Here is a 23,046-nt window from a genome sequence, read left to right as displayed (position 1 = left end):
TCGCTGTAGTGCGTTCGCTTAGGCGGGGGCAGCAGCCACTGCCGATGGGGTAGCTTAAGGCGCCAGCAGCGCGTTGATCGGGTAGATATCCTCTTCCTTGAGCGAGCCGTTGGCCTGGCGCAGGCGCAACTCGCCCACCAGCACATCGTAACGTGCCCGGGCCAGCTTCGCCTTGGTGTCAAACAGGGTGGTTTGTGCATTGAGTACGTCAATGTTGATGCGCACGCCCACCTCGTAACCTAGTTTTGTAGCGTCCAGCAAGCTCTGGCTGGAGACCTCAGCCGCCTCCAACGCCTTAACTTGGCCCAGCCCTGACTGCACACCAAAGAACGCAGCGCGCGTGTTTTGGGCTACACCGCGTGTGGCGGCGTCCAGATCGGAGCGAGATTTTTCTTCCAGCGCGACTGTTTCCTTGACGCGGTTTTGTATGGCGAAACCGGCAAACAGCGGCAGGTTGAAGCTCAAGCTCACCGCCGCCACATTGGTGCGGTAATCCTGTGTTGCGATGGCCGAACCATTGTTATGCGTGACGTTGTAGCTGCCGATCAAATCCAGCGTAGGTTTGTGGCCGGCCTGGGCTTTCTGCGTTTCGAGCTGCGCGATTTCCAGGTTCAGCTCGGCTTGCACAATGGCGGGGCTGAGTTCTTGAGACTCAGCCACCCAGGGCGCTACTTGGTCAGGAAGGATGGGAGGCAGGACGACCGGCACCAGCAGAGGCTTGGGCTCAGCGCCCGCTCGCCCAGTGGCCTGATCCAGCGCCAGTTTTTTGACGCGCAGGTCGTTTTCTGCTGCGATTTCCTGTGCCAGCACCAGGTCGGACCTGGCCTCGGCTTCGCGGGTATCGGTGATGGTGGATGTGCCCACCTCGAAGTTGCGCCTAGCCGAGGCCAATTGCTCAGACACAGCCGTTCTTTGCGCTTTGACTAAGGCCAGGTTGTCTTCTGCGGCCAACACGTCAAAGTAGGCCTGGCTGACGCGAACGATCAAATCCTGGTAAGCGGAGATCAGCTGCGCTTGGGCCAGTTCGGCCAGTTTTTTGCCTTGTTCGGCAGCGGCAACGTTGGCCGGACGGTACACAGGCTGCGAGGCGCTCAGGGTGGCAGTCTGGTTGCCATAGTTGCGCTCAAAGTTAGCGAGGTTGCTGCCCGAGTCGATGCGGTTGGCGGCCAGCCCGAAGCCGATGTTTGGCAGCAGCCCGGCCCGGGCTTGCTCACCCCGTGCCACATTGGCCAAATACAGCGACTTGGCTGACTGGTAGTTGGCGTCAAAGGTCTTGGCCGACTGGTACAGGTCCAGCAAACTTTGCGCCTGGGCGGGGATTGCCAGCGCAGCGGTGATGGCAAGCGATAGAGGGAGCAGACGCAGTGTTTTCATGGTGATCCAGTGTTTTTTTGGGCGTGTTCAGTAGCGCGGCACGGTGGGGTCCACCTCGGCTGACCAGGCGTTGATGCCACCGGCGATGTTGGCCAAGTGGTTGAAGCCGCGTGCTTTCAGAAAGTAGGCCACTTGCATGCTGCGTGCGCCGTGGTGGCACAGACAGGCCAGCGGCTGGCTTGGGTTGAGCTCGTGCAGGCGCGCCGGAATCACCCCCATGGGAATGGTGATCAGCTCAAAGCCTTCGGCCTTGATGCTGGCCATTTGCAACTCGCACGGCTCGCGCACGTCCAGCACCGCGGGGCTGCCAAATTCCTTGACCGATTCGAGCCAAGCCGCGAGCTGTGAAGGACGTATCTGGGCAATCATGTTCAAAACTTGAAGGTCGATGGCTCGGGGAAGTTCAGCAGACGCGGGGCGTTGTCATCCCACTTTTCGTCGGTCTTGAAATTGGTTTCGCTGGTGCGGGTGATCAGTAGTGCGTGCATGACCGGCTCGTCACCGACGATGCCCACCAACCTTCCACCGATCTTGAGCTGGGCCAGCAGCGCGTGCGGCACTTCAGACACTGATCCGCCGAGCACGATGACATCAAAAGGCGCCTGTTCAGCCGCACCCTTCGCGCCATCAGCACAGCGTACATCGGCATTGTGGATGTTGGCGCGCTGCAGGTTGGCACGCGCCAGGTCGGCGAGTTCGGCGTTGATTTCCAGCGAGATCACCCGCTGTGCTTGGCTGGCCAGCATGGCAGTAGTGAAACCACTCCCGGTGCCGATCTCCAGCACCTTGTCGGTGGGCTGGACGGCAGCGTCTTGCAGCAGCCGGGCTTGCAGGCGCGGCGCCAGCATCACCTGCTGGCCGGGCAGCGGCACCGCCATGTCGGCAAAGGCCATGGCCTTGAAGGGGTTGGGTACAAAGTCTTCGCGCTTGACCTCGGCCAACACACGCAACACTTCGGCATCGAGCACATCCCAGGGGCGGATTTGTTGCTCAATCATGTTGAAGCGCGCTTGTTCGACATCAGGCAGATTCATCTGTTTACTCCAGGGGGTATAAAGGTGGGCTGCGGCATTTTAACTGGCCGGCACGGGTTTGGGCCCCAATGTCTTTTTCAGCCATTGGGAAAGATCATCCATGTAGCAGTACATCACCGGTACCACCACTAGGGTTAACAGTGATGAGGTGATGACTCCGCCAATCACTGCCTGGCCCATGGGGGCGCGCATTTCGGAGCCCTCGGTCATGGCAAAAGCCAGCGGCAGCATGCCGAAAATCATCGCCAGGGTGGTCATCAAAATCGGGCGCAGCCGCACCCGAGCAGCCATCAGCAGGGCCTCTTGGCGCGACAAACCGGGCTGCGGGTTGCCGTCGTCGTCGAGCACCGATTCGCGGGCTCGAATGGCAAAGTCCACCAGCAAAATCGCGTTTTTGGTGACTAGCCCCATCAGCATCACCACCCCAATCACTGAGAACATCGACAGCGTGGAGTTGAACAGCAGCAGTGCTAGCACCACACCAATCAGGGTCAGCGGCAGGGCGCTCATCAGCGCCAGTGGCTGAAAGAAGCTCTTGAACTGGCTGGCCAGAATCATGTAGATGAACACAATCGCCAGCACCAGCGCCGACACCGCGTAGGCAAACGCTTCCCCCATGTCTTTGGTCGAGCCGCTGAACTTGTAGCTGTAGCCAGGCGCCATGGCAATGCTGTCCATGGCGGTCTTGATGTCGGCAGAAACTTGGCCCGCAGCGCGCCCCGAGACGTTGCCGGAGATAGCCACCTCGCGGGTCAGGTCGCGCCGGTTGATCTGGTTGGAGCCGGTAGACGGCACTACGCTGGCCACCTGGCTCAGGCGCACCACCCGCGAGCTGCCGTCAGCATGGGTGCCCAGAGTGAAGGGCAGGTTGTTCAGGTCTGCGGGCTGGTTGCGTGCCTGCGGTGACAGGCGCACATTCACGTCATAGGTCTGATCGTCTGGCGCGCGCCAGTTGCCCACGGTTTGCCCTGCTACCAGAGTGCGCAAGGCGGAGCCGATTTGCGCCACGCTCAGACCCAGGTCAGAGGCCGCGTCGCGGTGAACCTGTACATCCAGCGTTGGTTTATCGGGTTTGAGTGACGAGTCCAGGTCCACCAGGCCAGGTAGGTTGCGGATTTTTTCCAGGGCCATGTCGGTCAGGCGTGCCAACTCGGCAATATCGGCCCCTTGGATCGAGAAGGCAATCTGCTTTTGGCCGCCGATGGGATCGAGCAGGCCCACATGGGTCACGGCGATGCCCGGTACTTGACGCAGCCGCTGGCGCATGAGGGTCGACAGGTCTTCCAGCGAACGGTCGCGCAGCTTGCGGTCGACCAATCTGATGTAAACACTGGCGTAAATCTTGCCAGCGGCGTTGCCGGTGTTGATTGTGGCCAGGGTGTAATCCACCTCCGGAAACGATTGGAGGATGGCCTCCACCTGGCGCGCCCGCTCTTCGGTAACTTCCAGCGACGATCCAACTGGCGTGTTGAAGGTGATGCTGGTTTCAGAGAAATCTGACTTGGGCACGAATTCGGTGCCCAGCAGCGGCACCATGGCAATGCTGGTGCCAAATACCACCACCGCCAGCCCAAGGGTGGCCAGCTTGTGCTTGAGCGCCCCCCGCAAAATAGACTGGTACACATCCACCAGCGCATCGGTGCCCTGGTCGAACAACCCGGTGACGCGGCCAATGGTGCGGTCGTAAAAAGACACCGGCCGATGGCGCTTGCCGTGGGGCTCAATGCTCGGGTCGTGCCAGATGCTCGATAGCATCGGGTCCAGCGTGAAGCTGACAAACATCGAAATCAGCACCGCCGCCACAATGGTCAGGCCAAACTCATGGAAAAACTTGCCGATGATGCCGCCCATGAAACCAATCGGCAAAAACACCGCCACGATGGACAGCGTGGTGGCAAACACGGCCAGACCGATCTCCTGGGTGCCCTGCATCGCCGCCTGAAACGCCCCCTTGCCCATCTGCACATGTCGCACGATGTTTTCGCGCACCACGATGGCGTCGTCAATCAACAGGCCAACACACAGGCTCAGCGCCATCATGGTGATCATGTTGATGGTGAAGCCCAGCAGGTTCATGAAGAAAAACGTGCCAATCAGCGCAATCGGCAGCGTCAGCCCGGTGATGATGGTGGAGCGCCAGGAGTTCAGGAACAAAAACACGATCAACACGGTCAAGCCCGCGCCTTCAATCAGCGTTTGCTGCACATTGGCCACCGAGACGCGGATTTGCCGCGAGTTGTCGTTGATCTGGGCCAGCTTCACGCCCGGTGGCAGCTGCGCTTGCACGGCTTGCAGCGTTTTCTTCAGACCGTCTACCACGGCAATGGTGTTTTCGTCCTGCGACTTTTGCACGTTCAACAGCAGGGTGCGCTGGCCGTTGTAAAGCGCCAGGCTTTCTACCTCCTGCGCGCCGTCGGTCACGCTGGCGACTTGATCTATTCGCACCGGCGCACCGTTTTTGCGGGTGATGATGATGCGCCCGAAGTCTTCAGGCCGCTGCACCCGGGCAGCGATCTGGATGACGCGGTCCTGATCCAGCGAACGGATGCTGCCAGCCGGGTAATCCTGGTTTTCGTTGCGCACCGCGCTCACCACTTGGTCAGGGGTGATGCCAAAGGCCTCCAGTGCTTGCGGGTTCAGGTAGATGTTGATCTCGCGCTTGCTGCCACCCACCAAAGTGACCGAGCCGACGCCACGCACGTTTTCCAGGCGCTTTTTGAACACCTGCTCTGCCCAGTTGGTGAGCTCCACCGAGTTCATGGCCTGGGTGGCTGTGCTGTCATCGGGCAGCACTGCCACCGACCAGACGGGCCGGCTGGCCGGATCAAAGCGCAACACCCGTGGCTCTTTCACCTCGGTGCGCAGCATCGGGCGAAGGGAGGCCACTTTTTCGCGCACGTCTTCGGCACCTTGGCGGCCATCCACGTGCAGGCCAAACTCGATGATCACCAGCGAGTTTCCTTCAGAGGAGCGCGAGGTCAGCGCATTGATACCAGCGATGCCGTTGACGCCTTCCTCGATCTTCTTGGTGACTTCACTCTCAACAATTTCTGGCGAGGCGCCGGGGTAGTCGGTGCTGATCACCACCACCGGGAAGTCGATGTTGGGAAACTGCTCCACCTGCAGGCGTTGAATGGAAAACAGGCCCAGCACCACCAGGGCGAGCATCATCATGGTGGCAAAAACCGGGTTGTTCAGGCTGACACGGGTAAACCACATTCAGCTTGCCTCCTGAGCCGCTGGCGGAACCTTCACTGAGGTGCCCTCGCGCAGCATACCCACGGTGCCGGCCAGCACACTGGCCCCTTCGGGCAGGCCGCTCAGGCTCACCAGGGTCTGGCCGTCAACCTCGCTGCGTGCGCCCAGCGTCACCGTCAGGTGTTGTACCTTGCCGTCACGCACCACCTGCACATAAGGTTGAGGCTTGTCGGTGCGCACCGCACTCAAGGGAACGGCCACTGTGCTCAGCGTACCTGTGGACAGCAGCCCCTGCGCAAACAAACCATGGCGCAAACTGCTGCCCGGGACAATCGCCAAGTAAACCACCACCGCCCGGCTCCCCACCGAGGCGCTGGGGTTGATGCGAACCACCTTGGCGGCAATTGGCTCTTCCAGCCCTTGCACCTGGAGTTGCGCGGTTTGCCCGACCTGCACCTGCTGTGCATCAGCCACACTGAGCTCGGCCTGCATCTCCAGGCGGCTCAGGTCGACTACCTCCAGAATGCGGGAATCAACGCCCAGGCGTTCTCCCGGTTGAGCCAGGCGCTGCGACACGAAGCCGTCAATGGGCGAGCGCAGCACCGTGTCGCTGACACTTTTGGCTGACACATCGGCGCCAGATTGGGCGGCGGCGTAGTTGGCTTGGGCTGCTGCCAAACTGGCCTGCGACGCGCTCAATGCGGTGCCGGAGATAAAGCCTTGGGCGACCAGCGCCTGGTTGTTGTCCTGCGTGCGCTGGGCAATATCAACCTGGGCCTTGGCCGCCTGAGCCTGCTGGCGCGCCTGGCGCAGCCGGGCATCCGGCTCGGTGGCGTCGATCTGGCCGAGCACCTGGCCAGCACGCACCGGGTCACCTTCGCGAACCTTCAGCCCTTGCAGCTCGCCCGCCACCCGCGCCTTGATCATGGCGGTGTTGACTGCCGCTACCGTGCCGGAGATGGCCACGTTCAACGGCAGCTGGCGCTGGCTCGCCGTTATCAGGTCACCTGGCACCAGACTGATGGAAATCTGGGTGGTCTGCGCCAGTTGCTGGGCGTCCAGCGCGGCCTGCTTGTCTTTGCGCGCCGACAGGGTGCGCAGGGTGCCACCCGCCAAAATGGCGATGACCAGCCCGGTGGCGGTCCATTTGATCCAGGGTTTCATGCCGTTGGTTACTCCGAATTTGAAAGGTTTGCAGGCGCCTGTGGGGGGTGGCCTGCGCCAAAGCCGTACAGCAACATGTCGAGTTGCGCGGCCAGGTATTTGTCAGGCTCGATGCGGGCCTGCGGGCCGCAGCAGGCATCCAGCGAATGCGTCCACATGGCCAGAAACAGCAGCGGCGCCATCACCATGTAGACGCCGTATTTGAGGTCCATCGGGCGGAACTCGCCGCGTGTGATACCGCGTTGCAGGATGCGTGCAATCAGCGCGCTGCCTGGCTGGATCACCTCTTGCTGGTAAAACGCCCCGAGCTCGGGAAAGTTGCGCGCCTCACTCATCATCAGCTTGGGAATGCCCGAGGCTTTGGTGGCACCAATGTTCTCCCACCAGCTTTTCAGGCAGTCGCGCAGCATGTCTTGCGAGCTGCCCTCGAAATGCTCAATTTCTTCGCTCCAGCTGGCAAAGTGCCCCGAGATATGTTCGCGTACCACGGCTTTGAACAGCTCTTCCTTGCTGGGAAAGTACAGAAACAGCGTGCCTTTGGAGACACCTGCCAGGCTGGCCACCTCTTCAACCCGGGTGGCTGCATAACCTTTTTCCACAAACAGATCCAGCGCAGCAGACAGCAGCTCACTTGGGCGCGCGTCTTTGCGACGGGCGCGTCGGGTGTGTGCATCTATCAAGGGGGGGTCTTCGGCGAGCGGCACAGACATGGGCTAATGACTAATCGGTTAGTAATGTAACTTTTGGGTCGCAGTCGCAGCCAAGAAAGGGTTTTTGTCGCGCGGTTTCAAGCCCTGGGCGGGTCTTGCAGGTCCACCACCACCGGCGCGTGGTCGCTGGGGCGCTCGTTTTTGCGCGGGGTTTTGTCGATATGGCAGGCGGTGACCAGGGTTTTAAGCGCATTGCTGACCAAAATGTGGTCAATGCGCATGCCCCGGTTGCGCCTGAACGCCATGTCGCGGTAGTCCCACCACGAATAGCTTTTGGGTGGCTGGGCAAATAGCCGGTGCGCGTCAACCAGGCCCAGGGTGATCAGCGCTTGCAGGTGGTAGCGCTCCTCGTCGGTGCAGTGGATCTGGTCGCGCATGCCCTCGGGGTCCCACACGTCGGCGTCGTCAAAGGTGATGTTGTAGTCGCCCATCAGCACCAGATTGGGGTAGGTCTGCAGCTCGGTGCGCAGCCAGGCGCGCAGGCCGTCCAACCAGGCCAGCTTGTACTCAAACTTGTCGCTGCCGGGCTCCTGGCCGTTGGGGAAATAGGCGCAGATTACCCGCAAGCCCTTATTCAAGTTGCGTAAGCTGCTCTCATTAGCAGAGTATTCAGCGGGTGCCGTGCTCAGCGTAAAGGTGGCGCTGATGACCCGCGCCATGTCGTCGTCAAAGCCCGGAATGTTTTTCACTACCGCCCAAGCAGGCGTGCGCGAGATCAGCGCCACGCCGTTGTAGGTTTTCTGGCCGAAACACTGGCAGCTGTAACCAGCTTGGGCAAAAGCGGCGTGGGGAAACTTGTCGTCGGTCAGCTTGAGCTCTTGCAGCGCCAGCACATCCACCGGGTTGGCGGCAAGCCAGTCCAGCACATGCGCCAAACGCACGGTCAGTGAGTTGACGTTCCAGGTGGCAAGTTTCATATGAAAAATAGGGCTCTAGCCCTTGTGGAATAAGCGTGAGTAGCTATTAAATTTGTTGCGAATGGGTGACCAGGCTGTAGCCCAGCCCGGTGCTGGAAGTATGCGCTTCACGTGCCACCTCACGCCACGCGGGGCCAAACGTTGGCGCCATCGCGTCGCCCGTAAAATCCGCGTCGATCTCGGTCACCACTGCCTCAGCAGCCAGCGGCAGCGCTTGGGCATAGACCTCAGCGCCGCCGATCACCCAGGCCGTGCTCTGCGCTGGGCACAGCGCATAGGCCTGCTCCAACGAGTGCGCTGTCACCGCGCCCTCAGCTTGCCAACTGGCTTGGCGCGTGACCACCACATTAAGCCTACCCGGCAGCGGGCGAAATTTGGGCGGCAACGAGTCCCAGGTTTTGCGCCCCATGATCACCGGGCAGCCCAGCGTGGTGCGTTTGAAGTGGGCCAGATCTTCTGGCAGGTGCCAGGGCAGGGTGTTGTTGTGGCCAATGACGCCATTGCGGGCGCGGGCGAAGATGAGTTTGAGGGGCATGTGAGGCAAGCGGTAGGCCAGGGTGGCGTCAGGGGCGATTGTCCGGGGTCATGGGGCTTGGGTTTTGCGCGGCGGCAAGAGTACGGCGGCAATGGCAGCCATCACACACAGCATGGCGGCAAAATCTTGCCAGGTGGGGCGCTCGCCCACAATCAGGGTGGCGCTAAGCGTGCCCACCAGCGGCACGGCCATGATGCTCATGGCGCTGGTAGCGGGTGGCAAATGCCGCGCCAGGCCAGACCAGATGGTCTGCGCAAAGCCATAGTTGATGAGCATGCCGTAGGCCAGGCTGCCCCACATCAGCCCTGAGAACTGCCAGGTCGGCCAGGGCTCGTTCAGGTAGGCAATGACCCACAGGCAGGCGCTGGCCAGAATCATCATCCACACGGTGAGTGTTTCAATCGGTAGCGTCAGCCGGGCGTGGCGCATCAAGAGTGTGCCGGTGGCCCAGGACAGGGCGGCCAGCTCCATCCAGACAATGCCCAGCGGGCGTCCGCTCAGCGTGGTCAGCTCATTAAAAGTGAGCAGCCCAATGGCCAGCGCCACGGCCACTGCCGCAAAACCGACCCGGCGCGTGAGTCGCTCGCCCAGCACCAGCACGCTCAGCAGCACCGTCCAGATGGGCATGGTGAAGCCCAAAATGGCGGCGCGCCCGCTGGCCAGCTCCTTCACCCCCAGAATCGCAAAAGTGTGCCAGCCCAGCATGTTGGGCAGGCCCAGCCAAACCACCGAGCGCCATTCAGCGCCTTGCGGCATCATGCGCAAGCCCCGGGCGCGGTAATAGGTATAGAGCCAGATCGCGCCGCCGGTCATGGTCAGCGCGCGAAAGTACAGCGGCGAGAGCTCGCGCAGGCTGTACTTCATCATCGGCCAGTTGATGCCCCACATCAGCGTCAGGGCCACCAGGCTCCAGAGTTGACGGCGGGTGATGTGGGCGGGCATAGGCGCCATTGTCGCGGTTGGCCGCGTTCAGGTTAGCCGGTTGAGCTGCTCGGTGACCAGCAGCAGGCCCAGCAAGACCAGCACCAGCGCTGGCATCACCAGCGCCAGCCCAGCATAAGCCGCCAGCAGACCGCAGGCGGCGGGCACCCCGGCGACACCCACATAAGACAGGGCGACTTGCCGACCAATGACTTTGGCGCTCAGTTCAGGCGGAAACCGCCGCGCTGTCTCATGCATCATGGACGGATAAATCGGCGCGCAACCCAGCCCCATCAGCATCAGGCCAGCCAGCGACAGGGGTTCAGGCAGGGCGGGGACGGCAAACACCACCGCACCCACCATAGCGACCAAGATGCCAAGGCGGATCAGCCGCCGGTTGCCGAGTCGGCCGGCCACCAAGCCCGCCCCAAATCGCCCGGCAGTGATCGCACCAAAGAAAAAAGCCACCCACAGCGCGGCCGTGGCAGCCGGGGTGCCGCGGCTGTTGACCAAAATACTCGCTGCCCACAATCCGGTGCCCGCTTCAGCCGCCAGATACAACAAGAAGGCCAGCGGCGCTAACCAGGTGGCCGTGGTAAAGACTGGCTTGAGGCGGGCAGCCATTGCTTTGATCTGCAGTTCGGGCGATGGTTTGGCGCTTTCGCGCTTCCATAATGAGAGCGATAGCAGCAGCACCAGCAACAGGGACAGCTGCAACCAGGCAATCGTCTGGTAACCCTGCTGCCAGCCTTGTGTGGCCAAAGCCGCGCCCATGATCAGTGGCCCCAGCGTGGCACCAATGCCCCAGCAGCCATGCAGCCAGTTCATGTGCCGAGATGAATAGTGCGCCGACACAAAATGGTTCAAACCCGCATCCACCGCGCCCGCGCCCAAACCTAACGGCACCGCCAGCGCCAGCAGCCAGCCCAGCGAGGGCGCCATGGAAAATCCGAGCAGCGCCAAGCCGGTCAAAAAACCGCTGATCATCACCACCGGCCCGGTACCGAGTTTTTTCAACACAGCAGGGCTCACCCACGCGCTCAGTGCGGAGCACAAAGTGAGCGTGATGGTCAGCAGGCCCACAGCGGCCAGCGGCTGGTTCAGATCCAGCCGCATGGCGGGCCAGGCGACGCCCAGCGCACCGTCGGGCAGGCCCAGACTGACAAAGGCCAAGTAAATAATGCTCAGCAGGGCCAGGTGCACCAGCGCCACCTTGTTGATCAGACGCACCGTGAATCAGTGGTCACACAGCCACCGGCGCCTTGATCGCCGGGTGACACTGGTAGCCCTGCACCTCGAAGTCTTCAAACTGATAATCAAAAATGCTAGCAGGCTTGCCTTTAATCACAAGGGCTGGGTATGGAAAAGGCACACGTGTGAGCTGTAGGTCAACCTGTTCTTGGTGGTTGCTGTAGATATGGCAGTCACCGCCGGTCCAGATGAAATCGCCCACATCCAGATCACACTGCTGCGCCACCATATGCGTCAGCAGCGCGTAGCTGGCAATGTTGAACGGCACGCCCAAAAAAATATCTGCGCTGCGCTGGTAGAGCTGGCAGCTGAGTTTGCCGCGCGCGCCGGGGCTGCTCGGCGGTGCCACGTAAAACTGGAAAAACGCGTGACACGGCATCAGCGCCATCTTGTCCAACTCGGCCACATTCCAGGCGCTGACGATGATGCGGCGCGAATCCGGGTTCGCTTTGAGGGTGTCGATGGCCTGCTGAATCTGGTCGATGTGGCCGCCGCCCGGCGTGGGCCAGCTGCGCCACTGCACGCCATAGACCGGCCCTAAGTCGCCGTCCGGGCGGGCCCATTCGTCCCAGATGGTGCAGCCGCGCTCTTGCAGCCATTTGACATTGCTGTCGCCACGCAGGAACCACAGCAGCTCCACGATGATGGCGCGCAAAAACACCTTTTTGCTGGTGACCAGCGGAAACCCCTGGCTCAAGTCAAAGCGCATCTGGTAACCAAACACGCTTTTGGTGCCGGTGCCGGTGCGGTCTGCCTTGAACACGCCGTGGCTGTTCACATGGCGCAGGAAATCTTCGTATTGATTTGAGCCAGACATCAATTTCAGTAGCCCCCAAAGAGTGTGTCGAGGGCGTTTTGAATCACAAACTGTTGGGCTCTCAAGCTGGCAACAGGGGATATGAGGGAACTGATCGCAACAGCACCCAGCGCAGGGGTATCCAGGATCACTGACTTTCCTTCGACTTCAAATTCAGGATTCAAATCATTGAGCTTTGACGGCAGGGCACCTGCGTGCCACAAGGGCACGAGTACACGTGTTTTGAAGCCCTGGATGTGATCGTTTTGGACATCAAGAAAATAGGGCACAAGCTCAGCATCTTGCGGGTCTGGGTTGGGGTAAACATCAAATCGTGCCATCGTCGTCCCTGGTGCGCCCATCGCCGAGCGACTTTCCCCATGTTCGATATTTGGCCAGCGGCAAGCCGTAGGTAGCCACCCGCTCGTTGTACGCTGCTACAGCCTCTTTGTTGTCTTCGTTCCATTTGGCCCAGTAGCGTTTTTTGACTTCTTCAGCCAACAAGGTGTCCACCGTTTGCGACAGGTTCATGCCCATCTCGCGGGCGGCTTGCAGCATTTTGACGTTGAGCGACAGATTGGTGGCTTTTCTGGGGGCGTTGTCAAAGTTCAGCATGGAAATCCTCCATCAATAATGCGCAAATTTTATGCGCATCAGCGCCGTAGTTGGCCAGAACAAATGGCTGTTCATCAGCGGACTTTTTGTAGATGATGCCGGTCAAACCTTGACCACCCGCCCCGGGTTCATCAGGTTGTGCGGGTCCAGTGCCTGCTTGATGCTGCGCATCATCGCCAAGGCAACCGGCGATTTGTAATGGGTGAGGTGATCCACCTTTAGACTGCCTACGCCATGTTCGGCAGAAATAGAGCCGCTAAAAGCCACCACCGAGTCAAACACCAGGCGGTTCACCTCGGGCTCAAAGTCACGCAAAAATGCTGCTGCGTCCAGGCCCAACGGCGCTTGCACGTTGTAGTGCAGGTTACCGTCACCTAAGTGGCCAAAATTCACCAGCCGCACGCCGGGAACAGCTCGCGCCAGCAATGCATCGGTGGCCTCTACAAACGCCGGGATGGCCGACACCGGCAGGGAAATATCGTGCTTGATGTTCAGGCCTTCTGCGGCTTGCGCCAGCGGAATGCTCTCACGCACCTGCCACAGCGTCTGGGCTTGGGCCAGGCTTTCGGCAATCACCGCATCAGACACGCAGCCCTGTTCTATCGCAGCTTCGAGCAAGCCTTCGAACTGGGTGCGGGCATGCGCTTCAGATTCGTGGTCAGAGTTTTCCAGCAACACGCAAAACGGCCAGTCCTGAAACAGTGGCACGCGTAGCTGCTTGAAATGGCTGCCGACCAGGCTCAGGGCGAATTGGCCCATCACCTCAAAACCAGTGAGCCCGGCGCCCAGATGGCGGTGGGCCAGCCCCAGCAGGTCAACCGCCGCCTGCATCGAGGGCACCGCCGCCCACGCGGTTAGCTGCGCAGCGGGCAAGGGGTACAGCTTCAGGGTGGCCGCAGTGATTACGCCCAGTGTGCCTTCCGCGCCAATGAACAGGTCGCGCAGGTCGTAGCCGGTGTTGTCTTTGCGCAGGCCGCTCAGGCCATGCCAAACCTCGCCCTGCGCGGTGACCACTTCCAGGCCCAGACAGAGCTCGCGGGCGTTGCCAAAGCGCAGCACCTGAGTGCCGCCGGCGTTGCTGCCCAGATTGCCGCCGATGGTGCAGGAGCCTTCTGCTGCCAGGCTCAGGGGGAAAAGATAACCCGCGTCCAAAACGCTTTGCTGCAGCGTTTGCAGCACACAGCCGGCCTCTACCGTCACCGTCAGGTTGGCCGCGTCGATCTGGCGCACGGCGCCCATGCGTTGCAGGCTCAAAACAATTTGCCGCCCGCTGTCATCGGGCGTGGAGCCCACTACCAGACCAGTATTGCCGCCCTGCGGCACGATGCTCAGGCCACTTTCGGGGTGCGCGGCGCAGAAGGCGGCACAGGCTTTGACTACGCCAGCCACCTCCAGGGTGCTGGCCGGGCGAACTACCGCAAATGCCTTGCCATGGCCGCGTTGGCGCCAGTCTTGTTCCCAGGCGGTCAGGTCGCCCTGGCTCAGTACATGGGCAGGGCCGACGATGCCAGCCAGCGTATCAAGAAGGGTTTGCATGCTCGGAAACGGGCGTGACCACTGCAGCAGCCGCCGCTGCCGCGCGGGAATCACGAAAACGCCAACGGATGTGCATGGCGCTGGCGGCAAATAGCAGCAGACACAGCACAATCTCGATCATCGCCAGGTAGTTGCTCGGTGGACGATCGCTGTAGGCGCGCACCACACCTTCGGTGAAATACAGCCAGACCAGCAAAGTCACCCACCGGTAGGTGTACATGCGGTTTTTCAGCAGGCCGATCAGCGGCAAGCACAGCGGCAGCACTTTAAGCGCCAGCAGCGAGCCGCCCGGGCGTATCGGGGCCAGCACCAGTTCCCAGGCCAGGCCTAGCGCGATCAGGCCCAGCAAGCTGCCCACCGCCACATAGCGTGTCAGGGCCACAGAAGTGGACGGTTGGTTTTGAAGGGGTGGGTTGGGTGCATTCATCGGGATGGCATCATAGCGGTCATGACCGATTTGCCACACGACCGCCCTGACCAAACCACGCTGCCGGAAGCCCTTTTGCAGCAACTGAGCGGCTTTCCCTGGAAAAACACCGCGCTGACCCTGCGCGAGCGCTTTCGCGAAGACCGGCTGGGTCTGACCGCCAGCAGTTTGACCTTTACCACCACCATTGCGCTGGTGCCCCTGGTTACCGTCGCGCTGGCCGTGTTTACCGCGTTTCCGATGTTTGCCAAGTTTCAGCAGGTACTGCAGCAGTGGCTGATTCAGAGTTTGATTCCCGACAGCATTGCGCGCCAGGTGCTGGGCTATCTGACGCAGTTTGCCGGCAAAGCCAGCCGACTCGGCGGCGTGGGTCTGGGGGCGCTGGTTTTGACGGCGCTGGCCTTGATTCTGACAATTGACCGCACCTTGAACGGCATTTGGCGGGTGCGCAAAGCCCGGCCACTGGGGCAGCGGGTGCTGGTCTACTGGGCGTTGATGACGCTGGGGCCGCTGTTGCTGGGCCTGAGCCTGAGCGCAACGTCCTATGCGCTGTCGGCCTCCACAGGCGTTGTCGGCGTGGTGCCTGGCGGCCTGCAACTGCTGCTGGACACGCTGCAATTTTTGCTGCTGGCCTGGGGCATGGCGGCGCTGTACCACTATGTGCCCAACACCCATGTGCGTTGGGGGCACGCCTGGGCGGGGGGCATTTTTGTGGCGGCCGGGTTTGGGTTGGCCAAGAGCCTGCTGGTGCTGTATTTGGGCAAAGTGCCGACCTATTCGGTGCTGTATGGCGCCTTTGCCACCGTGCCGATCCTGCTCATCTGGATCTATGTGGCCTGGGTGATTGTGCTGCTGGGCGCGGTGATTGCCGCCTATTTGCCCAGTTTAATGACCGGCGTGCAGCGCCGCGCCCGCGCCCACGGTTGGCAGTTTTTGCTGGCGCTGGAGATGCTGCAACAGCTGGAGCGTGTGCACCAGTCACCTGAGCGTGGCCTGAGCCTGGAGCAGCTCAGCACCTTGCTGCAGGTGGACCAGTTGCAACTGGAGCCGGTGGTGGAAACCCTGCAGGAACTGGACTGGATAGGCCAGCTGAGTGAGGAGCGCCCAGGTGCCAGCGCGCGCCTGGTGTTGCTGGCCGACCCGGATGCCACGCTGTTGGCGCCACTGTTCAATGCCTTGTTGCTGCAGCAGGAGGCATCCACGCAAAATTTATGGGAAAACGGCCGCTGGCCCGCATTGAATATGCGTAGTGCGCTATAGAAAGTATTTGCCAGAGATTTTGGCAGCGGTTTAATTTGCACCGTATATAGCGCTGCAGAAAAGGCATGCCACATCATTCTTCTTCCATCGCCGCATGCAGGAAAGTACCGCTGATCGTGTTTGATCAACGAAGAACCCAACGCCGGCCCATAGACTGCTCATTCGGAATTTCAATGTGCCGTACAGGAAACGCTCACAAAAGTAGCGTTTTTACCCACGCCTTCAGCCCCAAAGCGTCAACCTCCAAACACGACAATAGTGATACAAGGTTCAGGTTGGGGGCGCATTACGTCTTCACCCCAATCTAGGCGTCAACCTGCAACATGCCAAGCCTGACAACAAAAAATCGAGGACGTTAGGGGCGGCCCTCTCCCATTCTCTCGGTGTGGGAAGAACTGGTTCACAATGGCTTTGATGAGTCTCCAGTCACGATTTATTGCGTTTCTACTGGTTGGCGCAGCGTTTTCATCTGTGCCATTGTTGGTGTTCGCGCAGTTCGTTCCCGGGCTGGAATACTCCAACCAGCCCGCATTGGCCACGGTCAATATTCTTCCTGCTTACAACGCCGGACTCAGCGGAGCTGGTGTCAGGCTGGGGCTGGTCGATAGCGGCATCAACCCGAATCACCTTGAATTTGCCAATGCCATCGTGGCGGGTTTTGACTCTGTATCTGGCCGGTCCGGAACCAGCGATTTTTCGAGTTTTCTGCACGACAACCCCGTTTACGGAAATCACGGCAGCTTTACCTCCAGCGTTGCAGCCGGCCGCCTGGATGGCGCTGCACGTGCCGACAACCTGCAGGGTGTCGCCTACAACGCGGGCATCGTGATCGGCACCATGGATGTTGCCCCCGGCTATTTTGATCGCATGGCTGCAGCGCTGAATTACGTCAGCGGCCAATCGGTCAGAGTCATCAACAACAGTTGGGATACGGTCGAGCACATTGGCAATCCGGCGCTGGATTACCAAACACTTGTGCATGACGGCCCGCAGCTTATTTCAGCGATCAAGACCGTATTGGATCGGGGCAGCGTGATTGTTTTTACCACGGGTAACAATGGGGCACTCACCCCTGCGACCCCGGCGGTGTTGCCGTCCTTTGACGCTGAAATTGCTGCCAAAGGTGGCTTTATCGTCGTAGGTGCCAGCACGATTGACGGTACGCAATTGGCTGGTTACTCCAACCGGTGCGGTATCACCAAGGCCTATTGCATCGTTGCGCCAGGCGGTACTGGTATCGAAAGTCAGCCGCCTGCTAAGCAAGGCATTCTTGGTGTGGATGGCGCAACCCATAGCGGCTACGACTACCAAGCCGGCACCTCTGTTGCTGCACCAATCGTGTCTGGCGCGGTTGCCTTGGTGGCCGAGCAGTTTCCGTGGATGACGAACAAGAATCTCGCCACCACCATCCTCACCACCGCCAGCCGCGCGGCGAATCCGGATGACGAATGGGGGCGCGGCCTCTTGAACATTGGCAAGGCGATCAACGGCCCCGCCATCTTTGAGGAAGACTTCGCGGCCAATGTCAGCTCTGGCTACGCCTCGACCTTCAGCAACAATATTTCCGGCACGGCGGGCCTACTGAAGCTGGGTGCGGGCACCCTCATTCTGAGCGCAAGCAACACCTACAGCGGCGACACCCACCTTGACGGTGGCGACCTGGTGGCTAACAGCCAAGCCAATCTTGGCAGTTCCGGTATCGCACTTCAATTTAACGGCGGCACGCTCAAGTTCGGCGCCGACTTTGCGCTCAACCGTGATCTGCTGATCGGCGCGGTCGGCGGCACACTCCATTTGAATGGTTACAACAAAACGCAAAGCAGCAACATCAGCGGCAGCGGCCAATTTGCTGTCACCGGTGCCGGCAGCTACACCCTTGATCGCGTCAACAGTCAGCAAGGCGGCATCGCCGTCAGGGGTGGCAGCCAGGTCCATGCGCAACGCGACGACTACCTTGGCGCGGCAGGCAGCAAGGTAAGCCTGGACGACGGGCGGCTAAATCTGCTGAACAATTTCGTTGTGGCTGAAGCGGGAATCTTCAACCGCCCCCTGGAAATCGGCCCCGGCAACGGCGTGCTGGATACCGGCAACAACACGCTGCGCTACACCGGCGGCGAAATCAGTGGCGCTGGCACGCTTTCCTTCATCGGAGGCCCCTTCACCCTGGGCAGTGACCTCACACTCAATGGCACCTGGAATGCCGATTTGCGCATTCCGGCCACGCTGACGCTGCGCGGGAACGGTCGTGTCAATGGCGATCTCACCATTGCCGGCACCCTCTCGCCTGGGAATTCACCAGGGACCCTGACGGCGGTTGGTCCGGTAGTTAACCTGCCCAGCAGCAGTTTCGTGGTGGAAATTGATGGCGTGGGGACAGGCATTGGTGCGGGCAATCACGACCGCCTGCTGCTGACCGGTGCCAGCAGCAGCTACACCGCTGGCGGCAGCTTGAACCCGCTGCTGCGCGGCATCAGCGGTGCCGCCAGCAACACCTACCAACCAGCGGTGGGCCGAGGCTTCGAGTTTGTGAGCGCCCCTGGCGGCGTGCTGGGCGAATTCAGCACCTTCACGCAACCCAGCGCCGGTTTGTTGCCAGGAACCCGCATGGATCTGGTCTATGGCAAAACCGCCTTGACTCTCTACGCCAGCCCGGCCTCGTTCGCCGACATCGGCGCGGCAGGCGTACCCAACAGCGTCAACCGGCAGCAACTTGGTGCCATTCTGGAAGAGATTCGCCCGGCACCCGGCATCCGCGAAAGCAAGGCCACCACCAAACGACTCTTTGATAGCCTGGCGCCGCAAAGCCAGAGCAGCCTGCCCATCAGCATGGACCAACTCGGCGGCGTGGGCTATGCGCAGTTGATCGGCATGCACTTTGAGAACACCCAGTTTCTGACCGAGCAGACTATTGCCGCGGTAGGTAGCCAACGCCGCGGCGAAGGCCCGCAGTTGGCAGGGCCAGCCGCGAGCGATCTTGCTGGCAATGCCACAGAACGCCTCTGGACGCTGGCCCTGGGTCGATCTTCTCGCTGGGCCGGGGACAGTTCAGCTTATGGCATGACTGACGCCCTGGGCGTCCTCATGGGCGGCGTGCAAAAGCACCTTGATGCGCAAACCCTGGCTGGTGTCTCGATCGCTTATGCCAGTAGCCATCCGCAGGTCGATCACAACATCGGCAATGGCCCAACACAAAGCCTGCAACTCACGGCCTATGCCAGCCGCGCGTTTGACAGCGGCTTCTTTGTGCAAGGCGCAGTCGGCGGCGGTGCAGGTCGCATTGAGGCCAAACGCACCGTCGCCATGCTGGGCAGCCCATAGGAAGCGTCGATCGACACGACCAACCTGAACGTCTGCGCCTTGACCGGCTGGGCGCGTGGCGAGCGCGACTCCGTCCGCTACGAAACCTCATTCGGGCTGAACTATCTGGCGCTGCACAGCTTCGGGTTCAAGGACAGCACCAGCGATGCATTTGGCGAAATCAGCGTTAAGGCACAAAACCAAGAGTCGATGTCGGCGACGTTGTCTACCCGTGTCAGCGTGCCTTTTCAGGCCAAGGGCATCGACTGGCGCGGCTCAATGCTTGCCGGTTTGACCCATGCGTTTGCCGACACCATGACGACGCTTGACGCTAATATTTTGGAGAGGGCTTACAGCATCGAGAGCGGCGCTATCGGTCGAAATCGCCTGAACCTGGGTCTGGCGCTGTCTGGTGATCTTAGCCAACGCGCCCGTATCGGATTCGACCTGAACCGCCAAATCGGCTCGCACTGGCTTGCCACAACAGCCAACGTTTGGGCACATCTGGCGTTCTAAAGATTGAAGAAAGGGGCCTGGCTGTTCGCCAAAAAGAAAGGGCCTTTTTCTTTCTTCCACACGGCTAACATGCCGCCATGGATTTCAAACCCCTCGTCACCTTGCTGGCCATCGTCAACCCGCTGGCCATCGTGCCATTTTTCATCCACTACACGGTGGACTTCACCCCGACCAGCGGCGCCGCACCATCCTGATCTTGTCCTCCAGCACTTTTGTGGTGATTGCCGTCAGCGCGCTGATGGGTTTGCATATTCTGAAGTTCTTCGGCATTTCGCTGGCGAGCTTTTAGGTGGGTGGCGGCATGCTGCTGCTGACCTCTGCGTTGGACATGCTCAACGCGCGCCCGGCAGAGTCCAAAACCACCCAGGGGGAAGCGCACGACGCCGCCGCCCGCGCCAGCATTGCCGTGGTGCCGCTGACCATCCCGCTACTCACCGGCCCGGCGGCCATGTCCACGGTGGTGATTTACGCCGAAAAGGCCAAGACGGTGCTGCAACTCTCCACCCTGGTGGGCTACGGCGTGGTGGTGGCGCTCGCCACAGCCGTGTGCTTTTCGTTGGTCGAGCCGATAGCGCATCGGCTGGGCAAAACTGGCATCAACGTGCTGACCCGGCTGATGGGCCTGATTCTGGCTGCGCTGGCGGCGGAGGTGATGTCCGACGGACTGATGAAACTGTTTCCTGTGCTGGGCAGGTAGCCCGTGCGGCGGGGGCATTTGCGAATTAATCCGAGCCTGGCCCCTTTTATCTCTCTGTGGGTTCGAGGGCTTCGGGTTTGGCGGGTGAGGGGGTCAGGGCAATTGCGTCAATTGCAGTGGCTTTGGTCTGGCGCAGCTTTTGTTGCCAGCGGTACAGGGTTGAAGCTGCTAGGCCATGCGTTTTGGCATATGCGGCCATGGTGACTCCTTCGCGCCAGGCCGCAGCAACGTGTTGCGCAAATGAGGTTGATCGTGCTTGCATGTCCGTTTTTCCATCTGAGTTGAGATGGCGCAAGCTTGCCGAAGTTGGCAGTGATTTACAAGGTTGGGGTTTATGGATCGCTTACGGTTTATCGCGCCTTTCCTCCTTTGAATATCTCAACTCCCTTCACTGCGCCCATCAATGTCGCAATGCTCAGGTGCAGCGCGGCCTGGCCGCTGGCGGTGCTGATGGCGCCAATGCCGCCTTCGAGCGCGCTGATGCGCTGCTCCAGCACCGCACACGGCCGGTGGCAGGGTCTGGCGCGGCACCAGCGTGCAGGGCGAGGGTGTCAAAACCGGGGTCGGCGTAGCCGGGCAGGGATGGGTCCTTGTCGTGGGTCGATCTGGTTGACCGGGTTAGGTCAAAAGCGTCCTTCTGCATGCTCTGTTGGCACTTCAGGTCTGGCCATCAAGCGCCGTGCGGTTTGACAGCTTGTGTTTGACGGGTTGGTGTTTGCCATTAAGATGAGCCCAGCAAGCCTTCCCCCAACCTCAACCTCATCAGATCAGGATAAGCATGAAAGTCAGCGACATTCTGCGCATCAAAGGCAGCACTCTCTACACGGTGACGCCCAGCGAACCGCTGATCAAGGCCTTGGCGTTGATGGCCGACCGGGACATTGGCTCCCTGTTGGTCATGGAGCATGGCGACCTGGTGGGCATTCTCACGGTGCGCGAAATTACCCAGTTTCTGGTCAAGAGCGGCGGCACTATCGGCACCACCATTGTGCGCACCGCCATGGACGACTCGCCGCTGACCTGCACCACCCAGACCGACATGGACGAAGTGCGGCGCATGATGCTTGACCGCCATGCCCGCTACATGCCGGTGATGGACAAACGCATGCTGATGGGCGTGATCAGTTTTCACGATGTGGCACGCGCGGTGGTGGACAGCCAGAACTTCGAGAACAAGATGCTCAAGGCCTACATCCACGACTGGCCCGAAGGCGCTGGCGAAGACCCTGCTGCCGCGCCGACGCTGTAGGGGTGCGATTCAAACTGATGTGACATCCTGAAGACATCAAGATATCACGTCAACCCTGGCTCAGCGCTTCATGTCAAACCCGGCACGGCGACCGGGTCATGCACATGCGGTTTCCGGGTGAAAACACGCGCGAAACGCAGAGCCCAGTACGCTAGCGACTATTAGCGCACGCCTTTCACCCCGAAGCCCGGTCGCACCACCCAATCACCGTGCCTAGCGCTGTCTGGGTCAGAATGTCTGCTGTCAGCCATTCACATTTATTCGCGCCATATCCAACACAAGCAGCTTTTGACTCGCCCGGCTGTTGGAGCCAAACACCGTCAAATCACCACGGACCCAACATCTCTCCTATTGAAATGGCACATCACTTTGACTCTCACCGACGCGGTAGACCGGCAGCGCTTGCCGCCAGGACCTAAGGGATAATCCCGCCCCATGAGCGGTAACACTTTCGGACATCTTTTTGCGGTCACCAACTTTGGTGAATCCCACGGCCCGGCCATTGGCTGCGTGATTGACGGCTGCCCGCCTGGGCTGGCTTTGAGCGAGGCCGACATCCAGCCCGACCTGAACCGCCGCCGTCCCGGCACCAACCCCTTTGTCACCCAACGCAACGAGCCCGACGCGGTAGAGATTTTGTCCGGCGTGTTTGAGGGCAAAACCACCGGCACACCGATCTGTCTGCTGATCAAAAACACCGACCAGCGTAGCAAGGACTACAGCAACATCGTGCAAAGCTTCCGCCCCGGCCATGCCGATTACGCCTATTTCCAGAAATACGGCATCCGCGACCCGCGTGGCGGTGGCCGCAGCAGCGCGCGCCTGACCGCGCCCATGGTGGCGGCGGGTGCGGTGGCCAAGAAGTGGTTGTTCGAGAAATACGGCACCATTTTTCGCGGCTGTATGACGCAAGTCGGTGAGTTGCCGATTGCGTTTGAGTCATGGGAGCACGTGCCCAGCAACCCTTTTTTCGCGCCGGTGGCCGATGTGTCAGCGTTGGAAGACTACATGGCTGCGCTGCGCAAAAGTGGCGACTCTTGCGGTGCCCGCCTGCGGGTCAGCGCATCCAACGTGCCAGTGGGCTTGGGCGAGCCGCTGTTTGACAAGATGGACGCCGACATTGCTTACGCCATGATGGGTATCAACGCGGTCAAAGGTGTGGAAATTGGCGCCGGGTTTGCCAGCGTGGCGCAGCGCGGCAGCACCCATGGTGATTCACTCTCGCCGGCCGGGTTCAAAGGCAACAACGCCGGTGGCACGCTGGGCGGCATCACCAGCGGGCAAGACCTGGAAGTGTCGGTGGCGATCAAGCCCACCAGCTCGATCCTGACCCCGCGCGAGTCGATCGACAGGGCCGGGCACAGCACCGAAGTGGTCACCAAAGGCCGCCACGACCCCTGTGTGGGCATTCGCGCCACGCCTATCCTTGAAGCCATGCTGGCGCTGGTGGTGATGGAACACGCGCTGCGCCACCGCGCCCAGTGTGGTGATGTGCCGCGTGTGCTGGCCCCAATCGCTGCCCACCTTTAGTGATAAAAACGTGCTCTAG

General features: G+C 60.7%; 19 protein-coding genes and 3 pseudogenes. 5 read left to right on the top strand and 17 right to left on the bottom strand.

What is annotated here, in order from left to right; translation table 11 throughout:
- Positions 1–54 precede the first annotated feature (54 nt).
- The 15 genes from BLL52_RS16610 to BLL52_RS16540 all read right to left on the bottom strand — a co-directional run bounded on the left by BLL52_RS16610 (position 55) and on the right by BLL52_RS16540 (position 14,478).
- A complete protein-coding gene (locus tag BLL52_RS16610; RefSeq protein ID WP_075587778.1) occupies positions 55–1,374 on the bottom strand; it encodes a TolC family outer membrane protein in 1,320 nt (439 codons plus the stop codon).
- Between the two features lie 27 nt (positions 1,375–1,401).
- Positions 1,402–1,743: a rhodanese-like domain-containing protein gene (locus BLL52_RS16605; RefSeq protein ID WP_075587777.1), complete on the bottom strand. Its 342-nt coding sequence runs from the start codon at positions 1,741–1,743 to the stop codon at positions 1,402–1,404.
- 2 nt (positions 1,744–1,745) lie between these two features.
- A complete protein-coding gene (locus BLL52_RS16600; RefSeq protein ID WP_075587776.1) occupies positions 1,746–2,408 on the bottom strand; it encodes a protein-L-isoaspartate O-methyltransferase family protein in 663 nt (220 codons plus the stop codon).
- 39 nt (positions 2,409–2,447) lie between these two features.
- Positions 2,448–5,627, bottom strand: coding sequence for an efflux RND transporter permease subunit (locus BLL52_RS16595; RefSeq protein ID WP_075587775.1), 3,180 nt, complete (start codon positions 5,625–5,627; stop codon positions 2,448–2,450).
- A complete protein-coding gene (locus tag BLL52_RS16590) occupies positions 5,628–6,770 on the bottom strand; it encodes an efflux RND transporter periplasmic adaptor subunit (RefSeq protein ID WP_075587774.1) in 1,143 nt (380 codons plus the stop codon). It lies immediately after the preceding gene.
- A gap of 8 nt (positions 6,771–6,778) precedes the next feature.
- The gene (locus tag BLL52_RS16585; RefSeq protein ID WP_075587773.1) at positions 6,779–7,480 is read right to left on the bottom strand and encodes a TetR/AcrR family transcriptional regulator; all 702 of its coding nucleotides are present in this window, start codon (positions 7,478–7,480) and stop codon (positions 6,779–6,781) included.
- A gap of 77 nt (positions 7,481–7,557) precedes the next feature.
- The gene (locus BLL52_RS16580) at positions 7,558–8,397 is read right to left on the bottom strand and encodes an exodeoxyribonuclease III (protein ID WP_075587772.1); all 840 of its coding nucleotides are present in this window, start codon (positions 8,395–8,397) and stop codon (positions 7,558–7,560) included.
- A gap of 46 nt (positions 8,398–8,443) precedes the next feature.
- Positions 8,444–8,932 carry a dihydrofolate reductase gene (locus BLL52_RS16575; RefSeq protein ID WP_075587771.1) on the bottom strand — a complete coding sequence of 163 codons (489 nt, stop codon included), beginning with the start codon at positions 8,930–8,932 and terminating at the stop codon, positions 8,444–8,446.
- 48 nt (positions 8,933–8,980) lie between these two features.
- On the bottom strand, positions 8,981–9,874 hold the full coding sequence (locus tag BLL52_RS16570; RefSeq protein ID WP_075587770.1) for a DMT family transporter: 894 nt from the start codon (positions 9,872–9,874) through the stop codon (positions 8,981–8,983).
- Between the two features lie 27 nt (positions 9,875–9,901).
- A complete protein-coding gene (locus BLL52_RS16565) occupies positions 9,902–11,083 on the bottom strand; it encodes an MFS transporter (protein WP_083634019.1) in 1,182 nt (393 codons plus the stop codon).
- Between the two features lie 13 nt (positions 11,084–11,096).
- Entirely contained in the window at positions 11,097–11,921 is an 825-nt protein-coding gene (locus BLL52_RS16560; RefSeq protein ID WP_075587769.1) for a thymidylate synthase, read from the bottom strand.
- Positions 11,922–11,926: 5 nt separating this feature from the next.
- Complete coding sequence (locus BLL52_RS16555; RefSeq protein WP_075587768.1) at positions 11,927–12,241, bottom strand: CcdB family protein; 315 nt, start codon at positions 12,239–12,241, stop codon at positions 11,927–11,929.
- The gene (locus BLL52_RS16550) at positions 12,228–12,515 is read right to left on the bottom strand and encodes a type II toxin-antitoxin system CcdA family antitoxin (protein ID WP_075587767.1); all 288 of its coding nucleotides are present in this window, start codon (positions 12,513–12,515) and stop codon (positions 12,228–12,230) included. The genes BLL52_RS16555 and BLL52_RS16550 overlap by 14 nt, the downstream gene beginning before the upstream one ends.
- A 102-nt stretch (positions 12,516–12,617) precedes the next feature.
- The gene (locus tag BLL52_RS16545; RefSeq protein WP_075587766.1) at positions 12,618–14,051 is read right to left on the bottom strand and encodes an FAD-binding oxidoreductase; all 1,434 of its coding nucleotides are present in this window, start codon (positions 14,049–14,051) and stop codon (positions 12,618–12,620) included.
- Positions 14,035–14,478 carry a DUF2069 domain-containing protein gene (locus BLL52_RS16540; RefSeq protein ID WP_075587765.1) on the bottom strand — a complete coding sequence of 148 codons (444 nt, stop codon included), beginning with the start codon at positions 14,476–14,478 and terminating at the stop codon, positions 14,035–14,037. Before BLL52_RS16540 ends, BLL52_RS16545 begins: the two co-directional genes overlap by 17 nt.
- 21 nt (positions 14,479–14,499) lie before the next feature.
- On the opposite strand from BLL52_RS16540, the gene BLL52_RS16535 reads away from it, so the two are divergent.
- The 3 genes and pseudogenes from BLL52_RS16535 to BLL52_RS16520 all read left to right on the top strand — a co-directional run bounded on the left by BLL52_RS16535 (position 14,500) and on the right by BLL52_RS16520 (position 20,248).
- Positions 14,500–15,738 (top strand): YihY family inner membrane protein, encoded by a 1,239-nt coding sequence (locus BLL52_RS16535; RefSeq protein WP_075587764.1) that lies wholly within the window; start codon positions 14,500–14,502, stop codon positions 15,736–15,738.
- A 405-nt stretch (positions 15,739–16,143) separates the two neighbouring features.
- Positions 16,144–19,551 (top strand): annotated as a pseudogene (locus BLL52_RS16530) (S8 family serine peptidase).
- A gap of 77 nt (positions 19,552–19,628) precedes the next feature.
- Positions 19,629–20,248, top strand: a pseudogene (locus BLL52_RS16520) (MarC family protein).
- Positions 20,249–20,294: 46 nt separating this feature from the next.
- Here BLL52_RS16520 and tnpA read toward each other — a convergent pair.
- Positions 20,295–20,510 carry an IS66 family insertion sequence element accessory protein TnpA gene (tnpA, locus tag BLL52_RS16515; protein ID WP_075587761.1) on the bottom strand — a complete coding sequence of 72 codons (216 nt, stop codon included), beginning with the start codon at positions 20,508–20,510 and terminating at the stop codon, positions 20,295–20,297.
- Positions 20,511–20,640: 130 nt separating this feature from the next.
- Positions 20,641–20,828, bottom strand: a pseudogene (locus tag BLL52_RS20060) (bifunctional O-acetylhomoserine aminocarboxypropyltransferase/cysteine synthase); the annotation flags it as partial.
- A gap of 198 nt (positions 20,829–21,026) precedes the next feature.
- Here BLL52_RS20060 and BLL52_RS16510 point away from each other — a divergent pair.
- Positions 21,027–21,497 carry a CBS domain-containing protein gene (locus BLL52_RS16510; protein ID WP_075587760.1) on the top strand — a complete coding sequence of 157 codons (471 nt, stop codon included), beginning with the start codon at positions 21,027–21,029 and terminating at the stop codon, positions 21,495–21,497.
- Between the two features lie 435 nt (positions 21,498–21,932).
- Positions 21,933–23,027: a chorismate synthase gene (aroC, locus tag BLL52_RS16505; RefSeq protein WP_075587759.1), complete on the top strand. Its 1,095-nt coding sequence runs from the start codon at positions 21,933–21,935 to the stop codon at positions 23,025–23,027.
- Positions 23,028–23,046: the final 19 nt, after the last annotated feature.

This window comes from Rhodoferax antarcticus ANT.BR (assembly GCF_001938565.1).
In the GTDB taxonomy this organism is placed as follows: domain Bacteria; phylum Pseudomonadota; class Gammaproteobacteria; order Burkholderiales; family Burkholderiaceae_C; genus Rhodoferax; species Rhodoferax antarcticus.
This window is presented reverse-complemented; position numbering and strand designations above follow the sequence as displayed.